Genomic DNA, 21,768 nt, shown 5'->3' with positions numbered 1-21,768 from the left:
GTCTCTTCCCTGTTGTTTCCCGGTTCCCTGGTGGCACACTCCGTCGCCATGTTGTCTCGCAGTACCGCCGTGCTGTGGCACGCCGCGTACCGGCGGACGGTGCTCGCGGCGTTCAACACCGTCCCCTTCTACCGTCAGCGATGGGCGTTGGAAGGGCGTACGGAACCGACGCTCGTCGAGGGGCGGACCGGCACGCACGACGGCGCGTCCCACCCCGAGGAACTCCTTCGCGTGCTCGTCGACCTGGTGCCGCTCGCGGGTGGCGAGGCGGAGTACGACCCGGCCAGGGGCCTGGGCCAGGTGCTGCCCGTAGCCCGGCGGCCCCGATCCGGCACGCTCGTCGTGATCGTCGACCGGGAGATCACCCGGCCGCCCGCGGACCTTCCGAACGGTGTCCGGGGCGCTGCGCTGCACCCCGACCTGTTCGCCGGTGCCGAGGAGTCCGCTGTGGTCGCCGAACTTCTCGGCGCGTTGCGCCGCCGGCGACCTGTGCTCGCGGTGGGCGGGGACAAGGAGCTGTCCGGGCTGATCTCGGTCCTGCCTGCCGAGTCGAGTCACCTGGTGTATCGGCTACCCCACCGCAGTGTGTCCGATCTGGACGGTGCGCTTTACGGTGTGCTGCACGATCCGTTGCTGGGTTACCTGGGTGCGCTGCGGGAGTGCGGCCGGTGGCATCTCGACCACCGCCGGGTCTACGCGAGGCGAACCCGGGGAGGACTGGCGTTCACCCTGCTGAAGCAACGTTCGCCGATGTTCGTGGACGTGCTCGTGGACGGTGGTGTCCGGGGTGACGTCCGGTGGTGTCCCCGGCATGGCACGCCGGTCGTGTCGACGTGACCGAGTCGATCGAGATCGCCGACCCTCGCACCGAGCCGGAACCGTTCGGTTGGAGCGACTTCCGTGTGCGCAGGCGACTGCATGCCGTGTGGGACTACGCCCTTCTCACGCTGGAGGCCTGGGCGGCCCGCAACCCACCGCTGCTCGTCGTGGTGCGCGACGGTGCGCGAATCGTGGCCGGTGCGGCTGTGCTGGTGTGCACTCCCCGGCTGCGTCGTGCCTACGCGAGTGTTCCCCGCAGGGGCAGGCGGCCGGTCGCGCCGGTGTGGGCCGAGGTGTACCAGCCGTGGTTGAGCGGCTTTCCCGGAGTCGTGTTCGCCGACGGCCTCGACGACGACGCCCGAGCAGCCGTGCTCCGGAGGCTGGAGCGCGCGCTGGCTCGGTACCTCGGCGTCGCGACGCTCGGCGTGTTCTACCGGTCGGTCGACGCCGACCTCGCCAGGGCGCTGGGCGGGCGGGGCCGCATCGTGCGGCAGGTCGACACCGTTTCGGTGCTTCACAACACGTTCACCAGCCGTGAGGACTGGCTCGCCGCGCTGTCGAAGTCCCGGCGGATGAGCGTGAAGCGGGCGCTCAAGGAGGTCGAGGGCTGGGTCGGCCGGGGCCAGGTGGTGGTGCGGCTCGGTCCGGCGCGCACCGACCTCGACGGCGGTGAGGTCGCCGATCTGATCAACCGGCATCGGCTCGAACGCGGCATCCCGGCTCTGGACGTGCGCAGTCCGCTGCTGAGCTCCTACTTCCACAGCTTCGTGCGGCGATCCGACGTCATCACGTTGACCTATCGGGACAGTGAGGAAAGATTGCTGGCAGTCAACACCCTGCTCGATCATCCACAGTGCCTGGTGAAGCAGCACTGGGCGGCACGCTCGTTGGCCGACGGTGGTCTGCGGAACCTCCTCTTCGACGCCTACGCGCGTGCGGTGGACCAGTTGGTCGGCAAGGGCGTGGCCGAGCTGTCGGCAGGCCGCAGGCCCCACGACCTCAAGGAGACCCTGGGCTTCGCCGGAAAGCCGGTGTACGGGGTCGTCGTGCCGAGGCCGGTGATGGGCCGGTGAGGACACTTGCCACACTGCGTGGGCGAGGACGTGACGAGACGGCCGGGGTACCGGCGGACAACGGCATCGACGTGGAGATCGTCGACCCCCGGCAGGCGCCGGAACCCTCGGGTTGGCCCAAGTTCCGCAAGCTCGCCGCGGTGGCGCCGATGTGGGACTACCGGCTGTTGCGCATCGAGTCCTGGCTGTCGCGCAACCCGCCCGTGCTCGCGGTGATGCGCGAGGGCGGCCGAGTGCTGGGCGCGTGCGTGGTGATGCTGTGCAGCCCGGTGCGGGGCCAGGTGTTCGGGCCCCGGCCCGCCACCCACAGGCCGGGGCTCTCGCCGTGCTGGGCCGAGGTGTACCTGCCGTGGTTCTCCGGTCACTCCGCCGTGGTCTTCCGCCGTCAGCTGGACGGGGCGCAGCGGCGGGAACTGCTGCGACTGTTCGAGCGCAGGCTGGCCGAGTACGTGGGGCTCGGGCTCCTCGGTGTGGTCTACCGTGCGATGCCCGCGGACATCGCCGAGGCCGTCGCGGGCCCCGGCAGGCCGGTCCGGGAGATCGACCCCACCACCGTGCTCGACAACCGCTTCGACTCGGTCGACGACTGGTTGGCGTCGTTGCGGCCGCAGGTGCGCACCACCGTGCGCGAGGCCCTCGACCTCCCGGACTCCCTCGACGTCACCACGGCAGCGGGCCGCGAGGACCTCGACGCGGCGGAGCTGGCCTCGTTGCTGAACGAACACCGTGCGCGCCAGGACGCCCGCGCGTGGCGGTCCGGGCAACGCGCCAGGATCGCGGGACTGCATCTCGACACCCGCAGTCCCGTCCCCACCGCCTATCTCGCCGAACTCCTCCGCTCCCCGAACGTCGTCACGCGGACATACCGCGATCCCTCCGGCAGGCTCGTCGCGTTCCACACGATGTTCGACACCGCAGGCGGTGTGGCCATGCCGTACTGGGCCGCTCTGCCGAGGGGGAGGGGCGGAGTGCCCCGCCTGTACGTCGACGGCTACGTGCACGCCGTCCGGCATCTGATCGACTCGGGGCGGCCCGAGCTGACGGCCGGGCGCACCCTGCTCGACCTCAAGGCCGGGCTCGGCTTCACCACCAGGACACTGTTGTCGGTCGCGGTGCCGAGGCCGGTGATGGGGCGGTGAGCGTGTCCGTCGCGGTGCACGACCCGGCGCACGATCCCGAACCCGACGGCTGGGCGGTGTTCCGCGAGGCCGCTCGGCTGCACGCGCCGTGGGACTACGGGCTGCTGGGTGTGGAGTCCCGGCACGCCCTTCACCCGACGGCACTGGCGGTGGCGACGGTGCGCGGGCGGATCGCCGCGGCGATGACCGCGACGGTGGTACGTGGCCCCGCGGGTGTCACGCTGCTGGAAGTGCACAACCCCTGGGTGTCCGGGTTTCCGGGCTGGGCGTTCGCCGACGGGTTCGGCCCGCGGAGCAGGGTGCGGCTGTTGCGGAGGATGGAGCGGCGGCTGTGCCGGTTCGCGGGGCTGTCCTGTGTCGGGCTGCTCTACCGGTACGTGCCGGCGGACGGGCTGCCTCTGGTGTCCGGGTTCGGGCGCCTGGTGCGGGAGGCCATGGGGACGTCCGTGCTCGACAACCGGTTCCCGACAGTGGAGGACTGGATCTCCTCGCTGGCACGCAGCCGTAGGCACAGCATTCGCGGCCAGGTGCGCAGGGTGGACCGGGACCCGGACCTCGTCGTCCGCTTCGGTGCGGCACGCGACGACCTCGACGGCGAGGAACTCGCCGCTCTCGTGAACCGGCACCGTGCCCGGCTGGGGCGCCCGAAGTTCGACAGCCGGGCTCCGGTCTCGGGGGAGTACCTGCACGCACTCGTGCGCCGCGACGACGTACTGACGCTCACCTACCACGATCGGACAGGCCGCCTGCTGGCGTTCGCCGACCTGCTCGACCACCCTGCCGTGCCGCTCTACCAGCACTGGGCGGCGCTGAGCCGGGAGGAGGGCGGCAGGCAGCACCTTTACTTCGACTCCTATGCGCGGCTGATGGGGCACGTCGTCGCGACACGACGCGAGGGCCTGTCGGCGGGAAGGGGCAGGTTGGAGCTGAAGCAGTCGCTGGGGTTGGCGACGCGTCCCCTGTGGGTGGCCGCGGTTCCGAGGCCGGTGGCGCGATGAGCATCGAGGTGCTGGATCCGCGGTTCGATGCCGAGCCGGTGTACTGGCGGCGGCTGCTCGCCGACGCCGGGTTGCGTGCCGACTGGGCGTGGGACGTGCTGTGCGAGCAGGCGTGGTGTGCGCGCACCCCGTGGTATCTCACGGTGTCGCTGGACGGGTCGCGACCGCGTGGTCTGGTGGGCGCGGCCTGGGTCGGCGCCCGCACCCGCAGGTACCGGTTCACCGCGTCGCCGCGCGGCGGCGGGTTCGGGGGTCTGGACATCCGGGCACCCGGCAGCAACGCCTTCCCCGCGTGGTGGTTCGCCGACCTCGGTGACGACGCCGGGTGCCAGGAGCTGCTGCGCGCGTACCTGCCCACGATGCGCAGGTTGCTGGGCGTGGGGTTGAAGGCGGCGCTGATCCGGCAGGTGCCCGAGGCCGCGCTCGACGTGGTGCGGGGCAGGCTGCGGGTGGTGCGCGAGACCGAACCGATCGCCCGCATCGTCACGGAGAGGTTCGACAGCCGCGCCGACTGGTTCGCGGCTCTGCCGAAACAGCGCAGGATGAACTTGCGGAAGATGTTCGACGCCGTCGACGAGGACCCTCGCGTCGTCGTGGAGATCCTGCGGGGCGAGGCTGTGGACGTCGTCGAACTCGCGCGGCTGCTGCGGGTCAACGAGGTCAAGCACCGCGACGTGCCCATCGTGCCGCTGCCGCAGTTCGTCGGCTACCTGCGGCGGCTGCTGGCACAGCCCGACGTCTTCGTGCTGTCCTACCGCGACACCGGCACGGGTGCGCTGCTCGGGGCGGGCATGGTCTTCGACCACCCCGAATGGCCGCTGGGGCGTTCGTGGTCGTCCCTGCCGGTGGAGGACGGCGGGCGGAGAGGACTGTACTTCCACTTCTACGGCGAACTCGTGCGGTGGGCGATCGCCGAGGGCAGGCGCGGTGTGGTGCTCGGCAAGAAGATGTCCAGGCTCAAGGCGTCGATGGGCGCCGAACTGCTGCCCCAGTACGCGGTGGCGATGCCGGTGCCGTGAACCGGCCGGTCACAGCGTCCGGGCGAGTTCCGCGATGTCGGAGATGTCGGCGATGTCGGAGGGGCGCACCCGGCAGCAACCGCCGACCACCCGCGCGCCCTCGGCCACCCACTGCCGCGCGAGTTCCGGCGAGTACCGCGAGGGTCCGGTCCAGGTGCGCTGCCGCGCGTCCCAGCTCTCGCCGCTGTTCGGGTACACCACCACGGGTTTGTCCGTGACGGCTCGCGCGCAGGCGATGGCCGGGGTGACGTCGGCGGGCGCGCAGCAGTTGACGCCCACCGCCACGACCTCGTCAGCCGCCGCGGCCACGGCGAACGCCTCGGCGAGCGGCTGCCCCGCGCGGGTGCGGTCCCCGTCGACGGTGTAGGCCAGCCAGGCGGGCACATCGAGTCCGGCCAGCGCGCCGACCAGCGCCTCGGCCTCGACGACGTCGGGAATCGTCTCGACGGCCAGCAGGTCGGGTTCCGCCTCGGCCAGGGTTTCGAGGCGGGGGAGGTGCCAGTCTCGGAGCTGGGCGACCGTGAGTCCGTAGTCGCCTCGGTACTCCGAGCCGTCGGCGAGTGCCGCGCCGTACGGGCCGACCGAGGCGGCCACGAACCGGCGCCGCCCGTCACCGGACACCTCGTCCCCGGCCTGCCGCGCGAGCGCGACGCTGCGGTGCAGCAGCGTCGCCACCTCACCTCGGTCGAGGCCGCGTTCGGCGAAACCGGGGAAGGACGCCTGGTAGCTCGCGGTGGTGGCGACGACGGCTCCCGCCTCGTAGAACGCGCGGTGCGCCGCGACGATCTCTCCGGGCGCGTCGAGCAGCAGCCGTGCCGACCACAACGCGTCGGTGAGGTCGTGTCCCCGGGCCTCCAGCTCGGTCGCCAGCCCGCCGTCGCTCACCACGGGTCCACCGTCGAACAGTTCCACGGCAACCACTGTAGGAGCGCCGGCCCGAACGCCGCCGTGTCCGCACTTGGCGTACGCGTGTCCGCAGTTCGGGTACGCGACTCGGCCGAGCCCGAGGTGCAGTCGCAGCACGGTCGGGAGCCTCTTCATTCCGTGCGGTTGAACAGCGCGACGGCGGACGCCAGCAGCACGACCGTGCTCGCGACGGCCACCAGCACCTGCACCGGCACGGGCACGGCCCAGCCCGCCCAGGTGATTCCGGGATCGAACACGGCGCGGGCGCTCTCCGGCACGGCGGTCGGATCGAGCGAGGCGAACACCGCCGACCGCATGGGCCCCACGACGTACGTGAACGGGTTGAGGACCGTGGCCACGTGCAGCCAGCCGGGCAGGTCGCCCACCGGGAACAGCGCACCCGAGAGGAACATCATGGGCGTGATCACGAGGTTGCTCGTGGGCATCGCCGACTGGGCGCGCTTCATCCGCACGGTGAGCAGCATGACCAGCGCGGTGAGCAGCAGCGCTCCGACCAGCAACAACGCGAGCAGCGCCGCGAACAGCAGCGGGTCGTAGGGCACGCCGACGAGTCCGGCCGTCAGCAGCAGCACGGCCGACTGCGCCATCGCGGTGGTGGCCGCCCCCAGCGCCTTGCCGAGGACGATGGCCGACTTCGAGATCGGAGCCACCAGCATCTCGCGGAGGAATCCCGTCTCCCTGTCCCACACCACGGAGATGCCGCCGAACGTGGCCGTGAACATCACGCCCATCGCCAGCACGCCGGGGAAGAGGAACGTCTCGAAGCCGATCGGCCCCTCCCGCTCCATGACCCCGGCGAGGCCGGTGCCCATGACGAACAGGTACATCAGCGGTTGCATGAGTGTCATGGCGGTGCGGCGCTTGTCGTGGGCCAGCCATGTCACCTCCCTGCGCCACACCGCGGCCACGGCACGCAGTTCGTGCGCGAACCCGCCCGTCGGCGACGTCGGCGCGGTCGCCGGAGTCGTCAGCGCCTGGCTCATCGGGCGGCTCCTTCGGGGGTGGTGATGGTGCGCCCGGTGTAGGCCATGAACACGTCGTCCAGGCTCGGCCGGGTCACGGTGACGGTCTCGACGGCGACGTCGAGGTGTTCGAACAGCCGGGGGACGAACGCGCCGCCGTCGGCGATCGCGAACGTCACGGAGCCGTCGTGGATGGCGGCGTCCACACCGAAGGAGTCGCGAAGGCGCGTGACCGCGGCGGCGTCGTCCTCGGTGCGCAGGCGGACGCGGTCGGCTCCGACGGTGTTCTTGAGCGCGTCCGGCGTGTCCAGCGCGACGATCCGGCCCTCGTTCATGATGGCGATGCGGTCGCAGTGCTCGGCCTCGTCGAGGTAGTGGGTGGTGACGAAGACCGTGACGTTCCAGGCGTCGCGCAACGTCGCGATGTACTCCCACACCGACGCCCTGGTGTGGGGGTCGAGCCCGACGGTGGGCTCGTCGAGGAAGAGCACCTCCGGGGTGTGCAGCAGTCCCCGGCCGATCTCCAGTTTCCGTTTCATGCCGCCGGAGAGGCTCAGCACGGGATCGTGACGGCGCTTCGTCAGGCCGACGAAGTCGAGCACCTCGTCGATGCGGTGCCGCAGGGTTCTCCTCTGCAGGCCGTGGAGTTCGCCGTGGAAGCGCAGGTTCTGCTCGGCCGAGAGAAATATGTCCAGTGTGGACTCCTGGAACACGGTCCCGATACGCCGTCGCACGTGGTGGCGTTCGGTGCGCACGTCGTGTCCGGCCACCACCGCCGTGCCCGCCGTGGGGTCGGTCAGCGTGCACAGCACCTTGACCGCGCTCGACTTGCCCGCGCCGTTGGGTCCGAGGAAGCCGAACAGCTCGCCGCGGTGCACGTCGAGGTCGATCCCGGCCACGGCGGTGGTGGAGCCGTAGGACTTCTCCAGTCCGGCGACGTGGATCGCCGATGTCATCATCACGCCCCTCTCTAGCAGTGTTAGGGAAACAGTGCCTCTAACAGTGTTAGAGTGTCAAGCATGGCTGGTGGGAAGGCGCTGTCGAAGGACCTGATCGTCGAGAAGGCCGTGGAACTGCTGGGCAGGCAGGGGCTCGCGGCCGTGACCCTGCGCCGCGTCGCCACGGAGCTCGGCGTGTCCGCGCCGACCCTCTACTGGCACATCTCCGACAAGCGGGAGCTGCTCGACGGCATGGCCGAGTACCTGCTCCGGCGCGGCCGTACCGACGCCTTCGACCGCCCCTCGGGCGGGCAGCCCTGGTGGGAGTGGCTGACGGAGCGCACCAGGGCGATGTTCGAGGCGATGATCTCGGTCCGCGACGCACCGCAGGTCATCGCGGGCAACCGGCCGACGCCCGACAGCCTGGCCGAGATCGACGTGGCGATCGGTGTGCTCGTGGACGCCGGATTCACACCCGCCGACGCGCAGCAGGTGTTCTTCGTGCTCGGCGGCTACATCGGCGGTATGGCGCTCGAATGGCAGCAGGAGGCCGACCGCGAGCAGGCCGACGTCGACGACCGTGAGTTGCACGCGGCCGTCACCGACGCCGAGCGCTACCCGAATCTCGCGGCCGCTGTGCGCTCCGGCGTCCACCGGGAGCCCATGGAGACCTTCCTGTTCGGGCTGGACCTGCTGGTGCGCGGCCTGCGCGCCTGGCATGCCGAGCGCGCAGCGGACTGAGCCGACCTCGGAGCCTTCCGTCAGTCCCGCTCGGTCGACCGCGAGTGGGTGCGGACCGTGGCGTCCACGGTCGCTTCGAGGAACCGCGCGATGGTGCGTCGCTGCTCGTCGTCGAACTCCGCCCACGTCCGCGCGTACTCCTCGCCGAGCGGGGTGAACAACTCCCGGCCCAGCTCCACCGCCGAGTCCCGCACGTGCAGCACGACGCGCCTGCGGTCGCGGGAGTCCCTGCGTCGCTCGACATGACCGAGTTCCTGGAGCCGGTCGAGCACCGACGTGGTCGCCGACGCGCTGAGCCGCAACTCCGCGGCCAGCTCGCCCTGGCTCAGCGGGCGGCCCTCCGCGGCGGCGTCCATGATGACGACCAGTGCCGCCATGTCCGTCCGGTGCAGCGCGTGCGCCTCACCGAAGTGCTGGAGGAACCGGTCGGCCTCGACGGTGAGCCTGCGGATGTGCCGGACGAGCGCCCAGTCGCTGGCCGTGGGCTCGGCAGTGTCGTCGGTCACCGGTTCGAATCCTTTCCGGGGCGGGCACTCAGCGTCGGACGGTGTCGAATCGCCGACGCCCGGATGTTCACCCTAGTATTTCGACAGGGGAATAGTTCGACCATCGAAAGATTGGAACACCGTTGCGTACGGCTCGCTGGCTGGTTCCCGCCCTGCTCATCGTCGTCTGGCTCGCTCTCGGCGCGTTCGGTGGACCGTTCGCGGGCAAGCTGAGCAGCGTCGCGGAGAACGACGCCACGTCCTTCCTGCCGGAGTCCGCGGAGTCGACGAGGGTGTCGGAACTCGAACGCGAGTTCTCCGACATCGAGGCGCTTCCCGCGATCGTCGTGGCCGAACGGGGTTCCGGCATCACTGGCGCCGATCGCGAGTTCCTCGCGGCGAAGGCGGCCGAGGTCGCGGGCTGGGACACGACGGCACCGGGGTCGCCGCCGATCCCGTCGCGGGACGGCCAGGCGCTGGAACTCGTCGTTGCTGTCACCGCGGACCCCGGCGACGTGGTCGAACAGCTCCGGCAGACCGTCGGCGAGGGCCGGCCGGACGGCCTCGCCGTCTACGTCACCGGTCCCGCGGCCCAGATCGCCGACCTCTCCGAGGCGTTCAGCGGCATAGACGGGCTGCTCCTGCTGGTGGCGGGCGCGGTGGTGGCCGTCATCCTCGTGTTCGTCTACCGGAGCCCGCTGCTGCCGCTGATCGTGCTGGTGTCGTCGGTGTTCGCGCTCTCCCTGGCCAGCCTGGTGGTCTACGTACTCGCCGACGCGGGCGTCATCAGCCTCAACGGGCAGAGCCAGGGCATCCTGTTCATCCTGGTGTTCGGCGCCGCCACCGACTACGCGTTGTTGCTCGTCTCGCGCTACCGCGAGGAACTCCGCGGCACGGCGGATCGCTTCTCGGCCATGCGTTCGGCCTGGCGGGCCACCATCGAGCCGGTCGCCGCGTCGGCGGGCACGGTGATCCTCGGGGTGCTGTGCCTGCTGTTCAGCGACCTGGCGTCCAACCAGGGGCTCGGCCCGGTGGCGGCCATCGGCATCGCCGCGTCCCTGCTGGCCTCGATGACGTTCCTGCCCGCGGTGCTCGCGCTCGTCGGCAGGGCCGCGTACTGGCCGTTCCGGCCGCTGGAGGGCTCGACCCCACCCGAGTCGGGAGGGCTGTGGGGCCGGGTCGCCGCGCGCGTCGGCAAGGCTCCCCGCGCGGTGTGGGTGGTGACCTCGCTGGTGTTGCTCGTGGGAGTGGCGTTCGTGCCGCAGTTGAAGGCGAGCGGGACGGCGGAGTCGGACGTCTTCCTCGACCCCGTGGAGTCGGTGGCCGGTCAGGAGGTGCTGTCGCGACACTTCCCCGGCGGCTCGGGCGCACCTGCCGTGGTGATCGCCGACGGGTCGAGGGCCGACGCGGTGCTCGCCGCCAGCGAGGTGCCGGGCGTGTCGGACGCGCGGATCACCGGCACCGCCGACGGCCTGGTGCGTATCGAGGCGGTGCCCACCGACCCGGCGGACTCGGACGCGGCCATCGCGACGGTGGAGCGGCTGCGGGAGTCGGTGCACGGAGTCGAGGGCGCGAACGCCCAGGTCGGAGGGCAGACGGCCCAGCAGTTGGACACGCGGACGACGTCGGAGCGCGACCGCTCGGTGATCATCCCGATCGTGCTGGCGGTGGTGTTCGCCGTGCTGGCCCTGCTGCTGCGGGCGCTGGTGGCGCCGTTGCTGCTCATCGCCACGGTGGTGCTGTCCTTCGGCGCCACGATGGGGGTTTCGGCGCTGGTGTTCAACCACGTGTTCGACTTCCCGGGCGCCGATCCGGCCGTGCCGCTGTTCGCGTTCGTGTTCCTGGTGGCGCTCGGCATCGACTACAACATCTTCCTCATGACCCGGGTGCGCGAGGAGTCGGTGTCGGTGGGCACGCGCGAGGGCACGCTGCGGGGACTCACCGTCACCGGCGGGGTCATCACGTCGGCGGGTGTCGTGCTGGCGGCGACGTTCGCCGCGCTGGCGGTGTTGCCGATCCTGTTCCTGGCGCAGATCGCGTTCATCGTGGCGTTCGGCGTGCTGCTCGACACGCTCGTGGTGCGCTCGCTGCTGGTGCCGGCGCTGACCCTCGACATCGGCGGGAAGGTCTGGTGGCCGTCGAAGCTGGCGGCACGGCAGGCACTCCGGGAGGAGTCACGCCTGGGTGGGTAGGCGTTTTCGGCCGTCGCATACGGGAATGCCTACGTCTGCATGGACCCGGACGACAAGAGGTGAGAAGCGATGGCCCAGTGCGAGGTGTGCGGCAACGACTACGACATGACGTTCGAGATCCGCACCGTCGGAGGCGGGGTGCACACGTTCGACTCGTTCGAGTGCGCCATCCACCGGCTCGCGCCGATCTGCGAGCACTGCGGCTGCCGGGTCGTCGGACACGGTGTCGAGGTGGAGGGCCGCTTCTTCTGCTGCGCCCACTGTGCCCGCCAGATGAGCGAGCAGGGAGCGAAGGCCCGAGACGCGGTGGGCGCGTCGAGCTGACCGACCCCGACATCGTGTCCGCAGGCTGTGCACGCGTGTCCGCACCTTGCGTACGCGTGTCCGCACTTGGCGTACGCGCGGAGGGATCTCACACCAGGCGACGCAGCCCGTCCACGACGCGGCGCAGTACGTCGAGAGTCGGCGGGTCGGTGCGCCGAAGCGCTACCCGGGCTTCGATCACGTCCAAGTCGAGGAGCGGCCAGAGTGGCTGGGTGTCGTCGTCGATCCGCCAGAACGTCACCGTGGGCCGGTCGTCGGCGAGCGGGTCGAGCAGCGCGATGGGAGCGTCATACATCGCCGGTGTCCGAACCCCGGTCCGGGAAGTCGCGCATGTGCTCGGCGAGCCCCTTCACGTCCACGCTCAACCGCCGGATCTGACGCGCGTCGTGTGGCGCGGCGTCGGCGAGGTGGGCGAGCGCGCCGATGATCTCGTAGGCGCGGCACCACAGCGGTCGGGCCGGACCGTCGGCCACCTGTGTGGACCAGTGCGCGGGGCGGCAGGTTTCGAGCACCCCGACGGCGAGGTCGTGCAGATCCTCCCGGCTCCCGCCCGCCGCGCCGCAGAGATCGGCGATCGTGTCGTTCAGCAGTTGCCACTGTTGCCGGGTGAGGACGGCGTAGGTCTCGGGGCCGCTCACTTCGCTCCCTCCAGCTCGGAGGCGGGCGGGATCTCGGAGGCGGGAAAGCCCAGCCGCACACGGACCTCACGGTCGCAGGTCAGGCAGGTCCGGTCGAGCCAGAGTCCGGTGATGTCGTCGACGGTGGGCGTGACGACCTGCCCGCACAACGCGGACAACGCGCGCCCGGGCGCGGCGATGTCCCGCTCGGTGTCGTAGACGTGCCGTAATCCGCCCGCCTGCTGCCAGAGATAGCGCTGCACTGAGCCCTCCCCAGATCAAGAAGTGACAGAACACATGCTTTGTTCACGAACACGATGATTTGTGCATGCACGTTTGGGCAATGCCCTGATCGGATGACATTGCCGTTTCAAACCTGATCTGTTGACTAGTCTTTTGTGCATGGCCAGCACAGCCAATACGCCCGGAGCTCGTGCGCTCGGCGCTGAATTGTTGAGGCTCCGCAAAGCCGCCGGACTCACCATGATCGAATTGGGAAAGGCGATCGGGCGTTCCCATACCCACGTCTCTCGCTGGGAGAACGGCAAACTTGTCCCGACCGTGGAAGAGGTCGCGAGAATGTTGGGTGTTCTCGGGGTCGCCGGCGAGGAGTTCGACAGTGTTCTCCAGCTTGCTCGCGAGGCAGCCGACCCGAACTGGGTCGCGCCCGGTGTCGTGCGGCACCTCGCGATGCTGACGGGATACGAACGGACTGCCTCGCGGATCACGAATGTGCAGCCACTGCTCATCCCTGGGCTCTTGCAGACGGCGGAGTACGCGCGTTCGATCATGTTGTCGGCAGGCGCGAACGTCGGTGAGGCGGAACAGCGCACCACGCATCGAATGGGTCGTCAGCACGTTCTCACCCGGCCGCGTCCGGTGCTGCTCGACGCCGTTATCGGCGAACACGCCCTGCGCTACCCGCCGTGTAGTCCGGACGTGATGGCCGACCAGCTGCGTGCACTGCTCAAGTGGGCGCAGCTGGACAACGTCACGATCCGCGCCGTGCCGTTCGACAGCGGTTACCTCCCGATCTTGGAAGGCGCCTTCGTGTTGATCGAGTTCGAGAAGGCGGCGCCTGTGGTGCAGTTGGAGCACTACCGCAGCGCCATGACCCTCACCGATCGGCGAGACGTGCGGGACTACCAGGCCGCGGCCGATACGATGCGGCGGCAGGCGATGAGCCCCGCCGACACCGAAGAATTCATCACGAGCCTTGCCAGCGAGATGGAGAGCGGTACATGAGCACAGACGGCCAGTGGCGCAAGTCGAGTTTCAGCGGCAACCAGGGCGACTGCGTCGAGTTCCGCCGTATCGAGGGGGGCGTGGAGGTGCGTAACTCCAAGCGCCCCGACGAGGGTTCGGTCGCCTACACCGACAGCGAGTGGCGCGCGTTCGTCGCGGGCGTGAAGGCGGGCGAGTTCGACCTCTGACGGACCTTTCGACGTCTGGACGGTCACGTTCCCGGAGCAGTCGCGGGGACGTGACCGTTTTGTTCCCGCTCTCTGTGAGCCCTGAGCCCACCGGCGCACTTGCCGCACTCGGCACAGGTGTCTTACCGGGCATGGACGCTGAAACGCAGGTTCTACGCGTCGATCTCTTCGGCTGTGTCACCAAAGGGGGAGTACTCCACAGCGATGGCCGACCCCACCTCTCGCTTCAGGCGTACCGCGAGGGCTCTACCGTCCTCTACCCACTTCTCCTGCTCGGCTAGGTCCGCTATCCCCGAGTTTCGGCCTTCTTCGTGGTCGAAGGTATCCTGCATGCGAGGTCCCAGCGCTCGATGTCGCTCAGTATTTCTTTGCTGAGCGTGAGAACCTCCAAAATCTCTTCGGTGTCGTAGTCATGGAACATGGGGTCGCCGGAGAACTGCACCCAGAATGGTCCCATGCTCCAGTCGAAGCGAATTCTTGCCCGAACTACCTGGTCGTTGTTGTCAATCATGACGGCCTAGGCTTCTTTTGTGCCGAGTAAGGGCCGAATCCTATCACGTTGCGGTTGCGATAATTGGAACACGGCCGTTTCCAGGTGTTTTGGGGTCGAGAGTTCCATCAGGGAGGTTTCCAGTTTTCCTGTGGCCTAGTCGAATGTCTCTGTCGGATTCCCTGGTGGGCGATATTCCACGCGAACTCCTGGGACTTCGCTCTTCAACCTGCGAGTCAACTCTCTGCCGTCTTCTATCCAGCGTTGCTTTTTCTCGGGATCGGCAAACCCGGAGGACGCTGGATTGTCGGCGTCGAAAGTGCGTTGCATCCTGTTGTTCCACTCAGCAAACGATCTGACGAGGTTTTCGCTGACCGAAACGACATCATTGATCTCATCGGTGCTGTATTCGTCAGGTAAGGGATCGTCTTCCGTTGTGACCCAGAAAGGGCCCGTTCCCCAGTCGAACATTACGGTTATTTCGGTGGCTTTGCGCGAGTGGCTCATGGCTTCTGTTTTGGCTCCCTTTTTATTCTGACAGGGTTGGCTCCGACAATGTATCCATTGTTTCCTACGGTGACAGCAATCCTCCTGGATTTCCCTCTGTACGAAATTTCGTAAACGTTTCTATTGGAGCCGCTCACGCCCTGGTAAATTCCTCTGGTTAGCGCGTCGAAGACTACATTGACGATATCGCTCTTCGCGATACCGTAGCGTTCGAAATGTGAGGCGTGCGCAGCTTCGATATGCGCCAGGCCGCTATCTTCGTTTCCCTCCTCCAACCACACGATCCTGTCGTCCGGGAGTCTGGCGATCCGCACCACCCGCTCCGGACTGATCTTGTGGCCTTGGCGCTGGACCTCGGCGATCAACGCCGGATCAGGCGCTGAGGTGAGCTTTGGGGGTGGCGCGGAGGGGAAGGGCCGGATCGTCGATGAAGCCCCGGCTCCTGACGATCTGACTCCGATCCCAGTCAAATACTGCCCAAGAACCTCGCTGAGCGCACTGCACGTTTGTTGAACCTGGGCAAGCCCTTCCCGCGCTCGCAGCAGCCCCTCGACGGCCTCAACCAGTTCAGGCGCGGCGCTGCCAGTGGAGACAACTGCCAGCACGTTCGCGGCCTCCTCCAGACAGCCGTCCGCTTCCCGCAATGCGGGCGGCGGTAGTGCCGCCCGCGCACGATCGACCGCAGCAGCCAGGTCGCTGACCGACATGGAGTCCCCCAGATGCTCGAATGCGCGGCGATCTTCGCATCGAGCTGCCCGGTTGGTCCGGTCCTCACAACACCGTCACTCTTACGGGTGCATGGACGGCCGTTCACCGTGCGTAGACGGGAAAGCGGAGCCCACGCCCTGCTCCGGCCCGTTCCTGCGGTGGCCTAGCGTAACGGGCGGTCGTCGGTGCACGACTACATCGCAAGAGCTATCGGCGAGGACGGAACCCACGTGATCACAGGTGACCTCAAGAGCAAGATCGATCGGATTTGGGACGCGTTCTGGTCAGGGGGTATCGCCAATCCGCTTGAGGTGATGGAGCAGCTCACCTACCTGCTGTTCCTCAAGCGGCTCGATGAATTACACACGCGGGAGCTGAACCGCGCCGAACGCACGGGCGAGCCGATGCGGCGTCGCATGTTCCCGATCGGCAACGACCCCAAGGGCCGACCGTACGAGGACCTCCGCTGGACGAACCTCCGCAACATGGAGCCGCGCGAGATGTACGCGGTGATGGCCGACCACGCCTTCCCGTTCCTGCAGACGCTCGGCGGCAAGCAGTCAGGTGATGAGTCCACCTATGCCGATCACATGCGGGATGCCCGGTTCACCATTCCGACGCCAGGACTGTTGTCCAAGGTCGTGGGTCTGCTCGACGGCATCGACATGGACAACCGGGACACCAAGGGCGATATCTACGAGTACATGCTCAGCAAGATCGCCAGTGCTGGGCAGAACGGTCAGTTCCGCACCCCGCGCCACATCATCCGCCTCATGGTGGAGCTCACCGAGCCCACCCGCGACGACATGATCTGCGACCCGGCTTCGGGTACCTGCGGATTCCTCGTGGGCGCGGCTGAGTACCTGCGCGAGAACGATCCCGGCCTCTGGCACGACAAGAGGGCGCGCGAACACTTCAACTGGGACATGTTCCACGGCTTCGACTTCGACAGCACCATGCTCCGCATCGGCAGCATGAACATGCTGTTGCACGGCGTGGAGAACCCAGATGTGCGTCACCGCGATTCGCTCGCGCAGGATTCCGCCGACGAGGCCGAGCAGTACTCACTCATTCTTGCCAATCCGCCGTTCGCGGGGAATTTGGACTATGAAACCACGGCAAAAGACCTTCAGCGGATCGTCAAAACCAAGAAGACGGAGTTGCTGTTCCTGGCGCTGTTCCTGCGGCTACTCAGAGTCGGCGGGCGAGCTGCCGTGATCGTGCCCGACGGTGTGTTGTTCGGCTCCACCAAGGCCCACAAGACGCTGCGGAAGTCCCTGGTCGAGGACCACAAGCTCGACGCGGTGGTGAAGCTTCCCAGCGGTGTGTTCAAGCCCTATTCGGGAGTGTCGACGGCGATCCTGCTCTTCACCAAGACCGGCGTCGGCGGCACCGACCATGTGTGGTTCTACGACATCACCGCAGATGGCTTGAGCCTGGACGACAAGCGTGCGCCGCTGCTCGACGAGGCCAAGCTCGGCCCGGTTCCTGCGGAGTCGCTGACCGACGAGGAACACGCGAAGAACAACCTGCCCGACGTGGTGGCCCGCTGGCGGGAACGAGACGGCAGCGAACGCGAGCGACCCCGTACCGCACAGAGCTTCTGCGTCCCCAAGGACGAGATCGCCGAACAGGACTACGACCTCAGCATCAACCGCTACAAGGAAATCGAGTACGAGCAGGTCGAACACCGACCGCCGAGGGAAATCCTCGATGAGCTGGAGCGGCTGGAGAAGGAGATCCACGACGGAATCACCGAACTGCGGGGAATGCTGGGATGAGTGATTGGAAGATCGTCGCAGTCGGCGATATTGCGACGATTGAGCGTCAGGTCGTATCCGCTGAGTCCATAAAAAATGGAACAAAGTACGTCGGCCTTGAGAATATCCAACCGGGAGGCGCGCTCGTTGGTGTAAAATCGGTTGAAGAGGGCGAGCTAGCAAGCGCTAAGCTTGCATTTTCCGGTGAGCATATTCTGTACGGGAAGCTGCGGCCGTACTTGGCAAAAATTGCACGTCCGGACTTCTCTGGCGTATGCAGTACAGATATTCTCCCGATTAAACCAGGTCCTAAGGTGCTGCGTGATTACCTTTTGTTCTATTTGCGTCAGCCATCGGTCATAAAAATTGCTAGTTCGCTTGCTACGGGTGCTAGCCTCCCTCGTTTGAGTCAGGCAATGCTCGGGAGGATGCAAGTACCACTTCCTTCGTTGTCTGAGCAGCGGCGTATTACTGCCGTGCTCGATCAGGCTGATGCGCTGCGCGCCAAGCGTCGCGAAACGCTCGCCGAGCTCGACGAGCTGATCGATTCCGTGTTCCTCGATATGGTTGGAGATCCTGGCTGCAATCCGCGATCTTGGCCCGTGGTGCGGCTCGGGGACCTCTTGGTCGAGGGGCCCCAAAACGGGTTGTATAAACCGTCTAGCAGCTATGGTCGCGGGGTGCGTATTTTGCGCATAGATTCCTTCCGGTCGGGTGCGATTGGCGGACTCGAATTGCTGAAGAGGGTGGATGCGTCGGAGGATGAGGTAGCCCTGTATGGATTGAGGAATGAAGATATAGTCTTGAATCGTGTAAACAGTATTGAGCATCTTGGGAAGAGTGTATTGATACCTGCAATATCTGAGCCTTTGTTATTTGAATCTAATATGATGAGGTTTCGTGTTGATTCGGCTCGCCTCTTGCCGAGATATGCTGCACAGGTGCTCAGTAGTAGATATGCGCAACGGTATATTGTCCAAAGTGCGAAGCAGGCCATTAATCAGGCGAGCATCAATCAGCGTGATGTTAGGGAGTTTCAGTTCCCTCTCCCCCCCCTCGACCTCCAACACGAGTTCGCCCGCCGGGTCGAGGCCATCGAGCGGATGAAGGAGTCCCAACGCGCGCACCTCGCCGAGCTCGATGCGCTCTTCGCGTCGTTGCAGGATCGTGCGTTCCGTGGTGAGTTATGAGATGATCTAGGGCTGCGCTGTCACTGGGGGAGCGTGTTTCATGCAGAGCAACTTCGGTTTCTTGCGGGTCGACTGGCCTGAGCTGTTCGAGGATGCCAACCGTGCCGAGTGGTTGGCGTTTCTCGATCCGCGCACGTCGTGCTTCTACGCGCGTCGGACGCTCGAACACGTGGTGTTGTGGCTGTACGAGGCCGAACGCAGTCTCGGGCGTCCTTACCGCAACGACCTCAAGGCCCGGCTGCACGAATCCGCCTTCCTCGACCTCGTCGGCACCGAGATGCAGGCCAAGATGAACCTCATCCGCGTGCAGGGCAACAACGCCGTGCATGGAAAGCGGCCGGTGCGCCAGGGCGATTCCACGGCTGTCGTGCGGGAGCTGTTCCAGGTCGCCGTGTGGCTCGGCCGCAACTACGCCCGTCACGCCGACAGCCGACCCGCCGCCGGCATCATGTTCGACCTCGGCTTGCTGCCCAAGCCCGGCGCTGTGCGAGAACAGGCCAAGAAGACCCGCGACGAACTCAAGCGCCTCGAAGCGGAACTTCAGGCCAAGGACGAAGCGCTCGCCGAAGAGCGCAGGAAGTCCGGCGACCTCGACGCTCAGATCGCCCAGCTTCGTGCCGAAGTCGCCGAGGCCAAACGCGCCAATCAGGCGCGACCCGACGAACACGACTACGACGAAGCCGCCACCCGCGACCACTACATCGACCTGCTGCTGCGCGAAGCGGGCTGGCCGCTCGACCAGCCGCAAGACCGCGAGTACGAGGTCACCGGCATGCCCACGCGCACCGGCGGCGGCTACATCGACTACGTGCTGTGGGACGACGACGGCAAACCCCTCGCCGTCGTCGAGGCCAAGCGCGCCCGGCGCGACCCCGAAGAAGGCAAGCACCAGGCCAAGCTGTACGCCGACTGCCTCGAAGAACGCTTCGGGCAGCGCCCGCTCATCTACTACACCAACGGTTTCCGGCACCACTTCTGGGACGACAAGCGCTACCCGACCCGCGAAGTCCAGGGCTTCCACACCAAGGACGAGCTGCGGCTGACCATCCAACGCCGCACCAGCCGCCGCCCCCTCGCCGAGGCGACGATCAACCGCGATATCGTCGACCGCGACTACCAACACTGCGCAATCCGGCGCATCAACGAACGATTCGAGAAGGAAAACCAGCGCAAAGCCCTCGTCGTCATGGCTACCGGGGCAGGTAAGACCCGGACCACCGTGGCGCTTGTGGATGTGCTGCTGCGATGCAACTGGGTCAAACGTGTGCTGTTCCTCGCCGACCGCACCGCACTCGTGAAGCAGGCCACCAACGTTTTCAAGGCACACCTACCCGAATCCGCCCCGGTGAACCTGCTCGAAGAGAAGGAAGACACCGGCGCGCGTGTCTACGTCTCCACCTACCAGACCATGCTGGGGATGCTCAACGCCGACGAAGGCGACGAACGGCGGTTCAGCATCGGCTACTTCGACCTCGTCATCATCGACGAAGCCCACCGCTCGGTGTACCGCAAATACAAGTCGATCTTCAGTTACTTCGACTCGCTGCTCGTCGGTCTCACCGCCACCCCGCGCGACGAGATCGACCGTGACACCTATGGCCTGTTCAACCTCGAACGTGGCGTGCCCACCGACGCTTATCCGCTGGAGCGGGCGATCAAGGAAAAATGGCTGGTGCCCTACCGCGTGATCGAGGTGCCACTCAAGATCCAGACCCGGGGCCTGCGCTACTCGGAGCTGTCCGAGGAAGAGAAGGCCCACTGGGACGAGCTGGAATGGGACCCCGACGGCGACGCCAAGCCCACCGAGATCCGAGGCGAGGAAGTCGGCACATGGGTGTTCAACCGCGACACCGTCGACAAGATGCTGGAAATGGTGATGACCTGCGGCCTCACCGTCGCAGGCGGTGACCGGCTCGGCAAGACCATCATCTTCGCGAAGAACCAGAAACACGCCAACTTCATCGCCGAGCGATTCGATGCGATCTACCCTGAACACAGCGGTAAGTTCGCGCAAGTCATCACCAACAATGTCAAGCACGCGCAGAGCATCATCGACGACTTCTCCACCCCCGATCGCGAACCCCACATCGCGATCTCGGTGGACATGCTCGACACCGGCATCGACGTGCCCGAAGTCGTGAACCTCGTCTTCTTCAAGACCGTGCACTCGCGCACGAAGTTCTGGCAGATGATCGGCCGGGGCACACGGCTGGCACCCGACCTGTTCGCACCGGGTCAAGCCAAGACCGAGTTCTACATCTTCGACTTCTGTCGCAACTTCGAGTTCTTCGACATGAACCCGCAGCTCAGCGAACCCCGCGTGCCGGTGCCGCTGTCACAGAAGTTGTTCCAGGCCAGGTTGGAGCTGCTCGCCGCCATCGACAGCGACGGCGACCCCGACGACGAGCCACTCCGGCGAGACGTCGCCGACCTCCTGCACCGCATCGTGCGCGGCATGAACGTCGGCAACATCGAGGTCCGGCCACACCGCCGCTGGGTGGAGCGCTACGCCGACCGCGCCGCCTGGGACTCACTCGGCGCGCAGGCACACGCCGACATCGCCGAACACCTCTCCGGCCTGCCCAGCGCGGAACGCGACGACGACGAACAGGCCAAACGGTTCGACTACCTGACACTGCGGCTGCAACTGTGCGTGCTGCGCGCTGAACCCGGCTTCGAACGGCTGCGCGACACGGTGTGGGAGATCGCCGAATCACTACTGACCCGGACGAACATCCCGGCGGTGAAACAACAGGCCGAACTGCTCGAATCACTCACCGACGAACGCTGGTGGATCAACGTCACGCCCGCGATGCTCGAAGAGGTCCGGCGGCGCGTGCGCGGACTGGTGAAACTCATCGACAGAACCAACCGCAACCCCGTCTACTCGGACTTCATCGACGAGTACGGCGAGGTCGTCGAACGGCCGTACGAGCGGAGCGACGCCGGTGCGCAGGTCGACATGGAGCGATTCCACGCCAAGGTGCGCGACTTCCTGCACCGGCACGACGACAACCTCGCCCTGCAGAAGCTGCGCAGGAACCGTCCCCTGACCGAAACCGACCTCTCGGAGCTGGAACACCTCCTGGTCGAAAGCGGTGAGTTCGACGAAGCCGCCCTTCGCCGGTCCATCGAGGAAGCACGCGGCCTCGGTGCGTTCATCCGGTCACTGGTCGGGTTGGAGCGCGAGTCGGTCGTCGAGGCGCTCTCGGAGTTCCTGGACGCCACCACGTTCAGCTCCAAGCAGATCGACTTCGTCAAGCTGATCGTCGACCACCTCACCCACAACGGGATGATGGAGCCGAGCGCGCTCTACGATCCACCGTTCGTCGACCACGCCCCATCCGGCCCGGAGGTGCTGTTCCCCAGCGAGCGCCTGAACCAGCTCCACGTCCGCCTCGCGGAGATCAACGCTCGCGCCTCGGCGTCGTAAAGGGGTCTGGGCG

At 66.9% G+C, this 21,768-nt stretch carries 23 protein-coding genes; 13 read left to right on the top strand and 10 right to left on the bottom strand.

All coding sequences use genetic code 11. The features are described 5' to 3' along the window. Positions 1-48: 48 nt before the first annotated feature. From SACCYDRAFT_RS24010 to SACCYDRAFT_RS23990, 5 genes are read left to right on the top strand one after another with little or no spacing between them, the layout of a single operon-like run. A complete protein-coding gene (locus SACCYDRAFT_RS24010; protein WP_157606557.1) occupies positions 49-837 on the top strand; it encodes a hypothetical protein in 789 nt (262 codons plus the stop codon). After that, positions 834-1,892 carry a hypothetical protein gene (locus tag SACCYDRAFT_RS24005; protein ID WP_005460205.1) on the top strand — a complete coding sequence of 353 codons (1,059 nt, stop codon included), beginning with the start codon at positions 834-836 and terminating at the stop codon, positions 1,890-1,892. Before SACCYDRAFT_RS24010 ends, SACCYDRAFT_RS24005 begins: the two co-directional genes overlap by 4 nt. Beyond that, positions 1,889-3,031 carry a hypothetical protein gene (locus tag SACCYDRAFT_RS24000; RefSeq protein WP_005460203.1) on the top strand — a complete coding sequence of 381 codons (1,143 nt, stop codon included), beginning with the start codon at positions 1,889-1,891 and terminating at the stop codon, positions 3,029-3,031. Before SACCYDRAFT_RS24005 ends, SACCYDRAFT_RS24000 begins: the two co-directional genes overlap by 4 nt. Then, positions 3,028-4,029, top strand: a complete 1,002-nt coding sequence (locus SACCYDRAFT_RS23995; RefSeq protein ID WP_005460196.1) for a GNAT family N-acetyltransferase — start codon at positions 3,028-3,030, stop codon at positions 4,027-4,029. Before SACCYDRAFT_RS24000 ends, SACCYDRAFT_RS23995 begins: the two co-directional genes overlap by 4 nt. Beyond that, on the top strand, positions 4,026-5,048 hold the full coding sequence (locus tag SACCYDRAFT_RS23990) for a hypothetical protein (RefSeq protein WP_005460195.1): 1,023 nt from the start codon (positions 4,026-4,028) through the stop codon (positions 5,046-5,048). The genes SACCYDRAFT_RS23995 and SACCYDRAFT_RS23990 overlap by 4 nt, the downstream gene beginning before the upstream one ends. 9 nt (positions 5,049-5,057) lie before the next feature. Here SACCYDRAFT_RS23990 and mmuM read toward each other — a convergent pair whose 3' ends face one another. The 3 genes from mmuM to SACCYDRAFT_RS23975 form a co-directional block, all read right to left on the bottom strand. Continuing rightward, positions 5,058-5,960: a homocysteine S-methyltransferase gene (mmuM, locus tag SACCYDRAFT_RS23985; protein ID WP_043537518.1), complete on the bottom strand. Its 903-nt coding sequence runs from the start codon at positions 5,958-5,960 to the stop codon at positions 5,058-5,060. Between the two features lie 125 nt (positions 5,961-6,085). Next, complete coding sequence (locus tag SACCYDRAFT_RS23980) at positions 6,086-6,958, bottom strand: ABC transporter permease (protein ID WP_005460192.1); 873 nt, start codon at positions 6,956-6,958, stop codon at positions 6,086-6,088. Further along, positions 6,955-7,893: an ABC transporter ATP-binding protein gene (locus SACCYDRAFT_RS23975; protein WP_232283738.1), complete on the bottom strand. Its 939-nt coding sequence runs from the start codon at positions 7,891-7,893 to the stop codon at positions 6,955-6,957. The genes SACCYDRAFT_RS23980 and SACCYDRAFT_RS23975 overlap by 4 nt, the downstream gene beginning before the upstream one ends. A 63-nt stretch (positions 7,894-7,956) precedes the next feature. Here SACCYDRAFT_RS23975 and SACCYDRAFT_RS23970 point away from each other — a divergent pair, with 63 nt between their 5' ends. Then, positions 7,957-8,616, top strand: a complete 660-nt coding sequence (locus tag SACCYDRAFT_RS23970) for a TetR/AcrR family transcriptional regulator C-terminal domain-containing protein (RefSeq protein WP_005460189.1) — start codon at positions 7,957-7,959, stop codon at positions 8,614-8,616. Between the two features lie 20 nt (positions 8,617-8,636). Here SACCYDRAFT_RS23970 and SACCYDRAFT_RS23965 read toward each other — a convergent pair whose 3' ends face one another. After that, the gene (locus SACCYDRAFT_RS23965; protein ID WP_005460188.1) at positions 8,637-9,122 is read right to left on the bottom strand and encodes a MarR family winged helix-turn-helix transcriptional regulator; all 486 of its coding nucleotides are present in this window, start codon (positions 9,120-9,122) and stop codon (positions 8,637-8,639) included. A gap of 122 nt (positions 9,123-9,244) precedes the next feature. Between SACCYDRAFT_RS23965 and SACCYDRAFT_RS23960 the strand changes: the two genes are divergently transcribed. Together SACCYDRAFT_RS23960 and SACCYDRAFT_RS23955 are read left to right on the top strand one after the other, a co-directional pair. After that, on the top strand, positions 9,245-11,293 hold the full coding sequence (locus tag SACCYDRAFT_RS23960) for an MMPL family transporter (RefSeq protein WP_005460187.1): 2,049 nt from the start codon (positions 9,245-9,247) through the stop codon (positions 11,291-11,293). 69 nt (positions 11,294-11,362) lie between these two features. Continuing rightward, positions 11,363-11,617 (top strand): hypothetical protein, encoded by a 255-nt coding sequence (locus tag SACCYDRAFT_RS23955; protein WP_005460186.1) that lies wholly within the window; start codon positions 11,363-11,365, stop codon positions 11,615-11,617. 88 nt (positions 11,618-11,705) lie between these two features. On the opposite strand, the gene SACCYDRAFT_RS23950 is transcribed toward SACCYDRAFT_RS23955, so the two are convergent. The 3 genes from SACCYDRAFT_RS23950 to SACCYDRAFT_RS23940 are packed head-to-tail and all read right to left on the bottom strand — an operon-like array spanning position 11,706 to position 12,497. Beyond that, the gene (locus tag SACCYDRAFT_RS23950) at positions 11,706-11,912 is read right to left on the bottom strand and encodes a hypothetical protein (RefSeq protein WP_005460185.1); all 207 of its coding nucleotides are present in this window, start codon (positions 11,910-11,912) and stop codon (positions 11,706-11,708) included. Then, entirely contained in the window at positions 11,905-12,255 is a 351-nt protein-coding gene (locus SACCYDRAFT_RS23945; protein ID WP_005460174.1) for a hypothetical protein, read from the bottom strand. The genes SACCYDRAFT_RS23950 and SACCYDRAFT_RS23945 overlap by 8 nt, the downstream gene beginning before the upstream one ends. After that, positions 12,252-12,497 (bottom strand): zinc finger protein, encoded by a 246-nt coding sequence (locus SACCYDRAFT_RS23940; protein ID WP_005460173.1) that lies wholly within the window; start codon positions 12,495-12,497, stop codon positions 12,252-12,254. The genes SACCYDRAFT_RS23945 and SACCYDRAFT_RS23940 overlap by 4 nt, the downstream gene beginning before the upstream one ends. Before the next feature lie 139 nt (positions 12,498-12,636). On the opposite strand from SACCYDRAFT_RS23940, the gene SACCYDRAFT_RS23935 reads away from it, so the two are divergent. Next, positions 12,637-13,479, top strand: coding sequence for a helix-turn-helix domain-containing protein (locus tag SACCYDRAFT_RS23935; protein WP_005460171.1), 843 nt, complete (start codon positions 12,637-12,639; stop codon positions 13,477-13,479). Then, positions 13,476-13,667, top strand: a complete 192-nt coding sequence (locus SACCYDRAFT_RS23930) for a DUF397 domain-containing protein (protein ID WP_005460169.1) — start codon at positions 13,476-13,478, stop codon at positions 13,665-13,667. Before SACCYDRAFT_RS23935 ends, SACCYDRAFT_RS23930 begins: the two co-directional genes overlap by 4 nt. 286 nt (positions 13,668-13,953) lie before the next feature. Here the strand turns inward: SACCYDRAFT_RS23930 and SACCYDRAFT_RS27100 are convergent, their stop codons facing one another. The 3 genes from SACCYDRAFT_RS27100 to SACCYDRAFT_RS26695 all read right to left on the bottom strand — a co-directional run bounded on the left by SACCYDRAFT_RS27100 (position 13,954) and on the right by SACCYDRAFT_RS26695 (position 15,371). Next, complete coding sequence (locus SACCYDRAFT_RS27100; protein ID WP_005460164.1) at positions 13,954-14,178, bottom strand: hypothetical protein; 225 nt, start codon at positions 14,176-14,178, stop codon at positions 13,954-13,956. Between the two features lie 135 nt (positions 14,179-14,313). Beyond that, on the bottom strand, positions 14,314-14,664 hold the full coding sequence (locus SACCYDRAFT_RS26165) for a hypothetical protein (RefSeq protein WP_083844790.1): 351 nt from the start codon (positions 14,662-14,664) through the stop codon (positions 14,314-14,316). After that, a complete protein-coding gene (locus tag SACCYDRAFT_RS26695; protein ID WP_005460162.1) occupies positions 14,661-15,371 on the bottom strand; it encodes a hypothetical protein in 711 nt (236 codons plus the stop codon). The genes SACCYDRAFT_RS26165 and SACCYDRAFT_RS26695 overlap by 4 nt, the downstream gene beginning before the upstream one ends. Positions 15,372-15,557: 186 nt before the next feature. Between SACCYDRAFT_RS26695 and SACCYDRAFT_RS23920 the strand changes: the two genes are divergently transcribed. From SACCYDRAFT_RS23920 to SACCYDRAFT_RS23910, 3 genes are read left to right on the top strand one after another with little or no spacing between them, the layout of a single operon-like run. Then, positions 15,558-17,153 (top strand): type I restriction-modification system subunit M, encoded by a 1,596-nt coding sequence (locus SACCYDRAFT_RS23920; RefSeq protein ID WP_198284964.1) that lies wholly within the window; start codon positions 15,558-15,560, stop codon positions 17,151-17,153. Then, on the top strand, positions 17,150-18,322 hold the full coding sequence (locus SACCYDRAFT_RS26155) for a restriction endonuclease subunit S (protein ID WP_005460155.1): 1,173 nt from the start codon (positions 17,150-17,152) through the stop codon (positions 18,320-18,322). The genes SACCYDRAFT_RS23920 and SACCYDRAFT_RS26155 overlap by 4 nt, the downstream gene beginning before the upstream one ends. 40 nt (positions 18,323-18,362) lie before the next feature. After that, positions 18,363-21,755 (top strand): DEAD/DEAH box helicase family protein, encoded by a 3,393-nt coding sequence (locus SACCYDRAFT_RS23910; protein ID WP_005460154.1) that lies wholly within the window; start codon positions 18,363-18,365, stop codon positions 21,753-21,755. Positions 21,756-21,768 lie beyond the last annotated feature (13 nt).

Source organism: Saccharomonospora cyanea NA-134, assembly GCF_000244975.1.
In the GTDB taxonomy this organism is placed as follows: Bacteria; Actinomycetota; Actinomycetes; order Mycobacteriales; family Pseudonocardiaceae; genus Saccharomonospora; species Saccharomonospora cyanea.
This window is presented reverse-complemented; position numbering and strand designations above follow the sequence as displayed.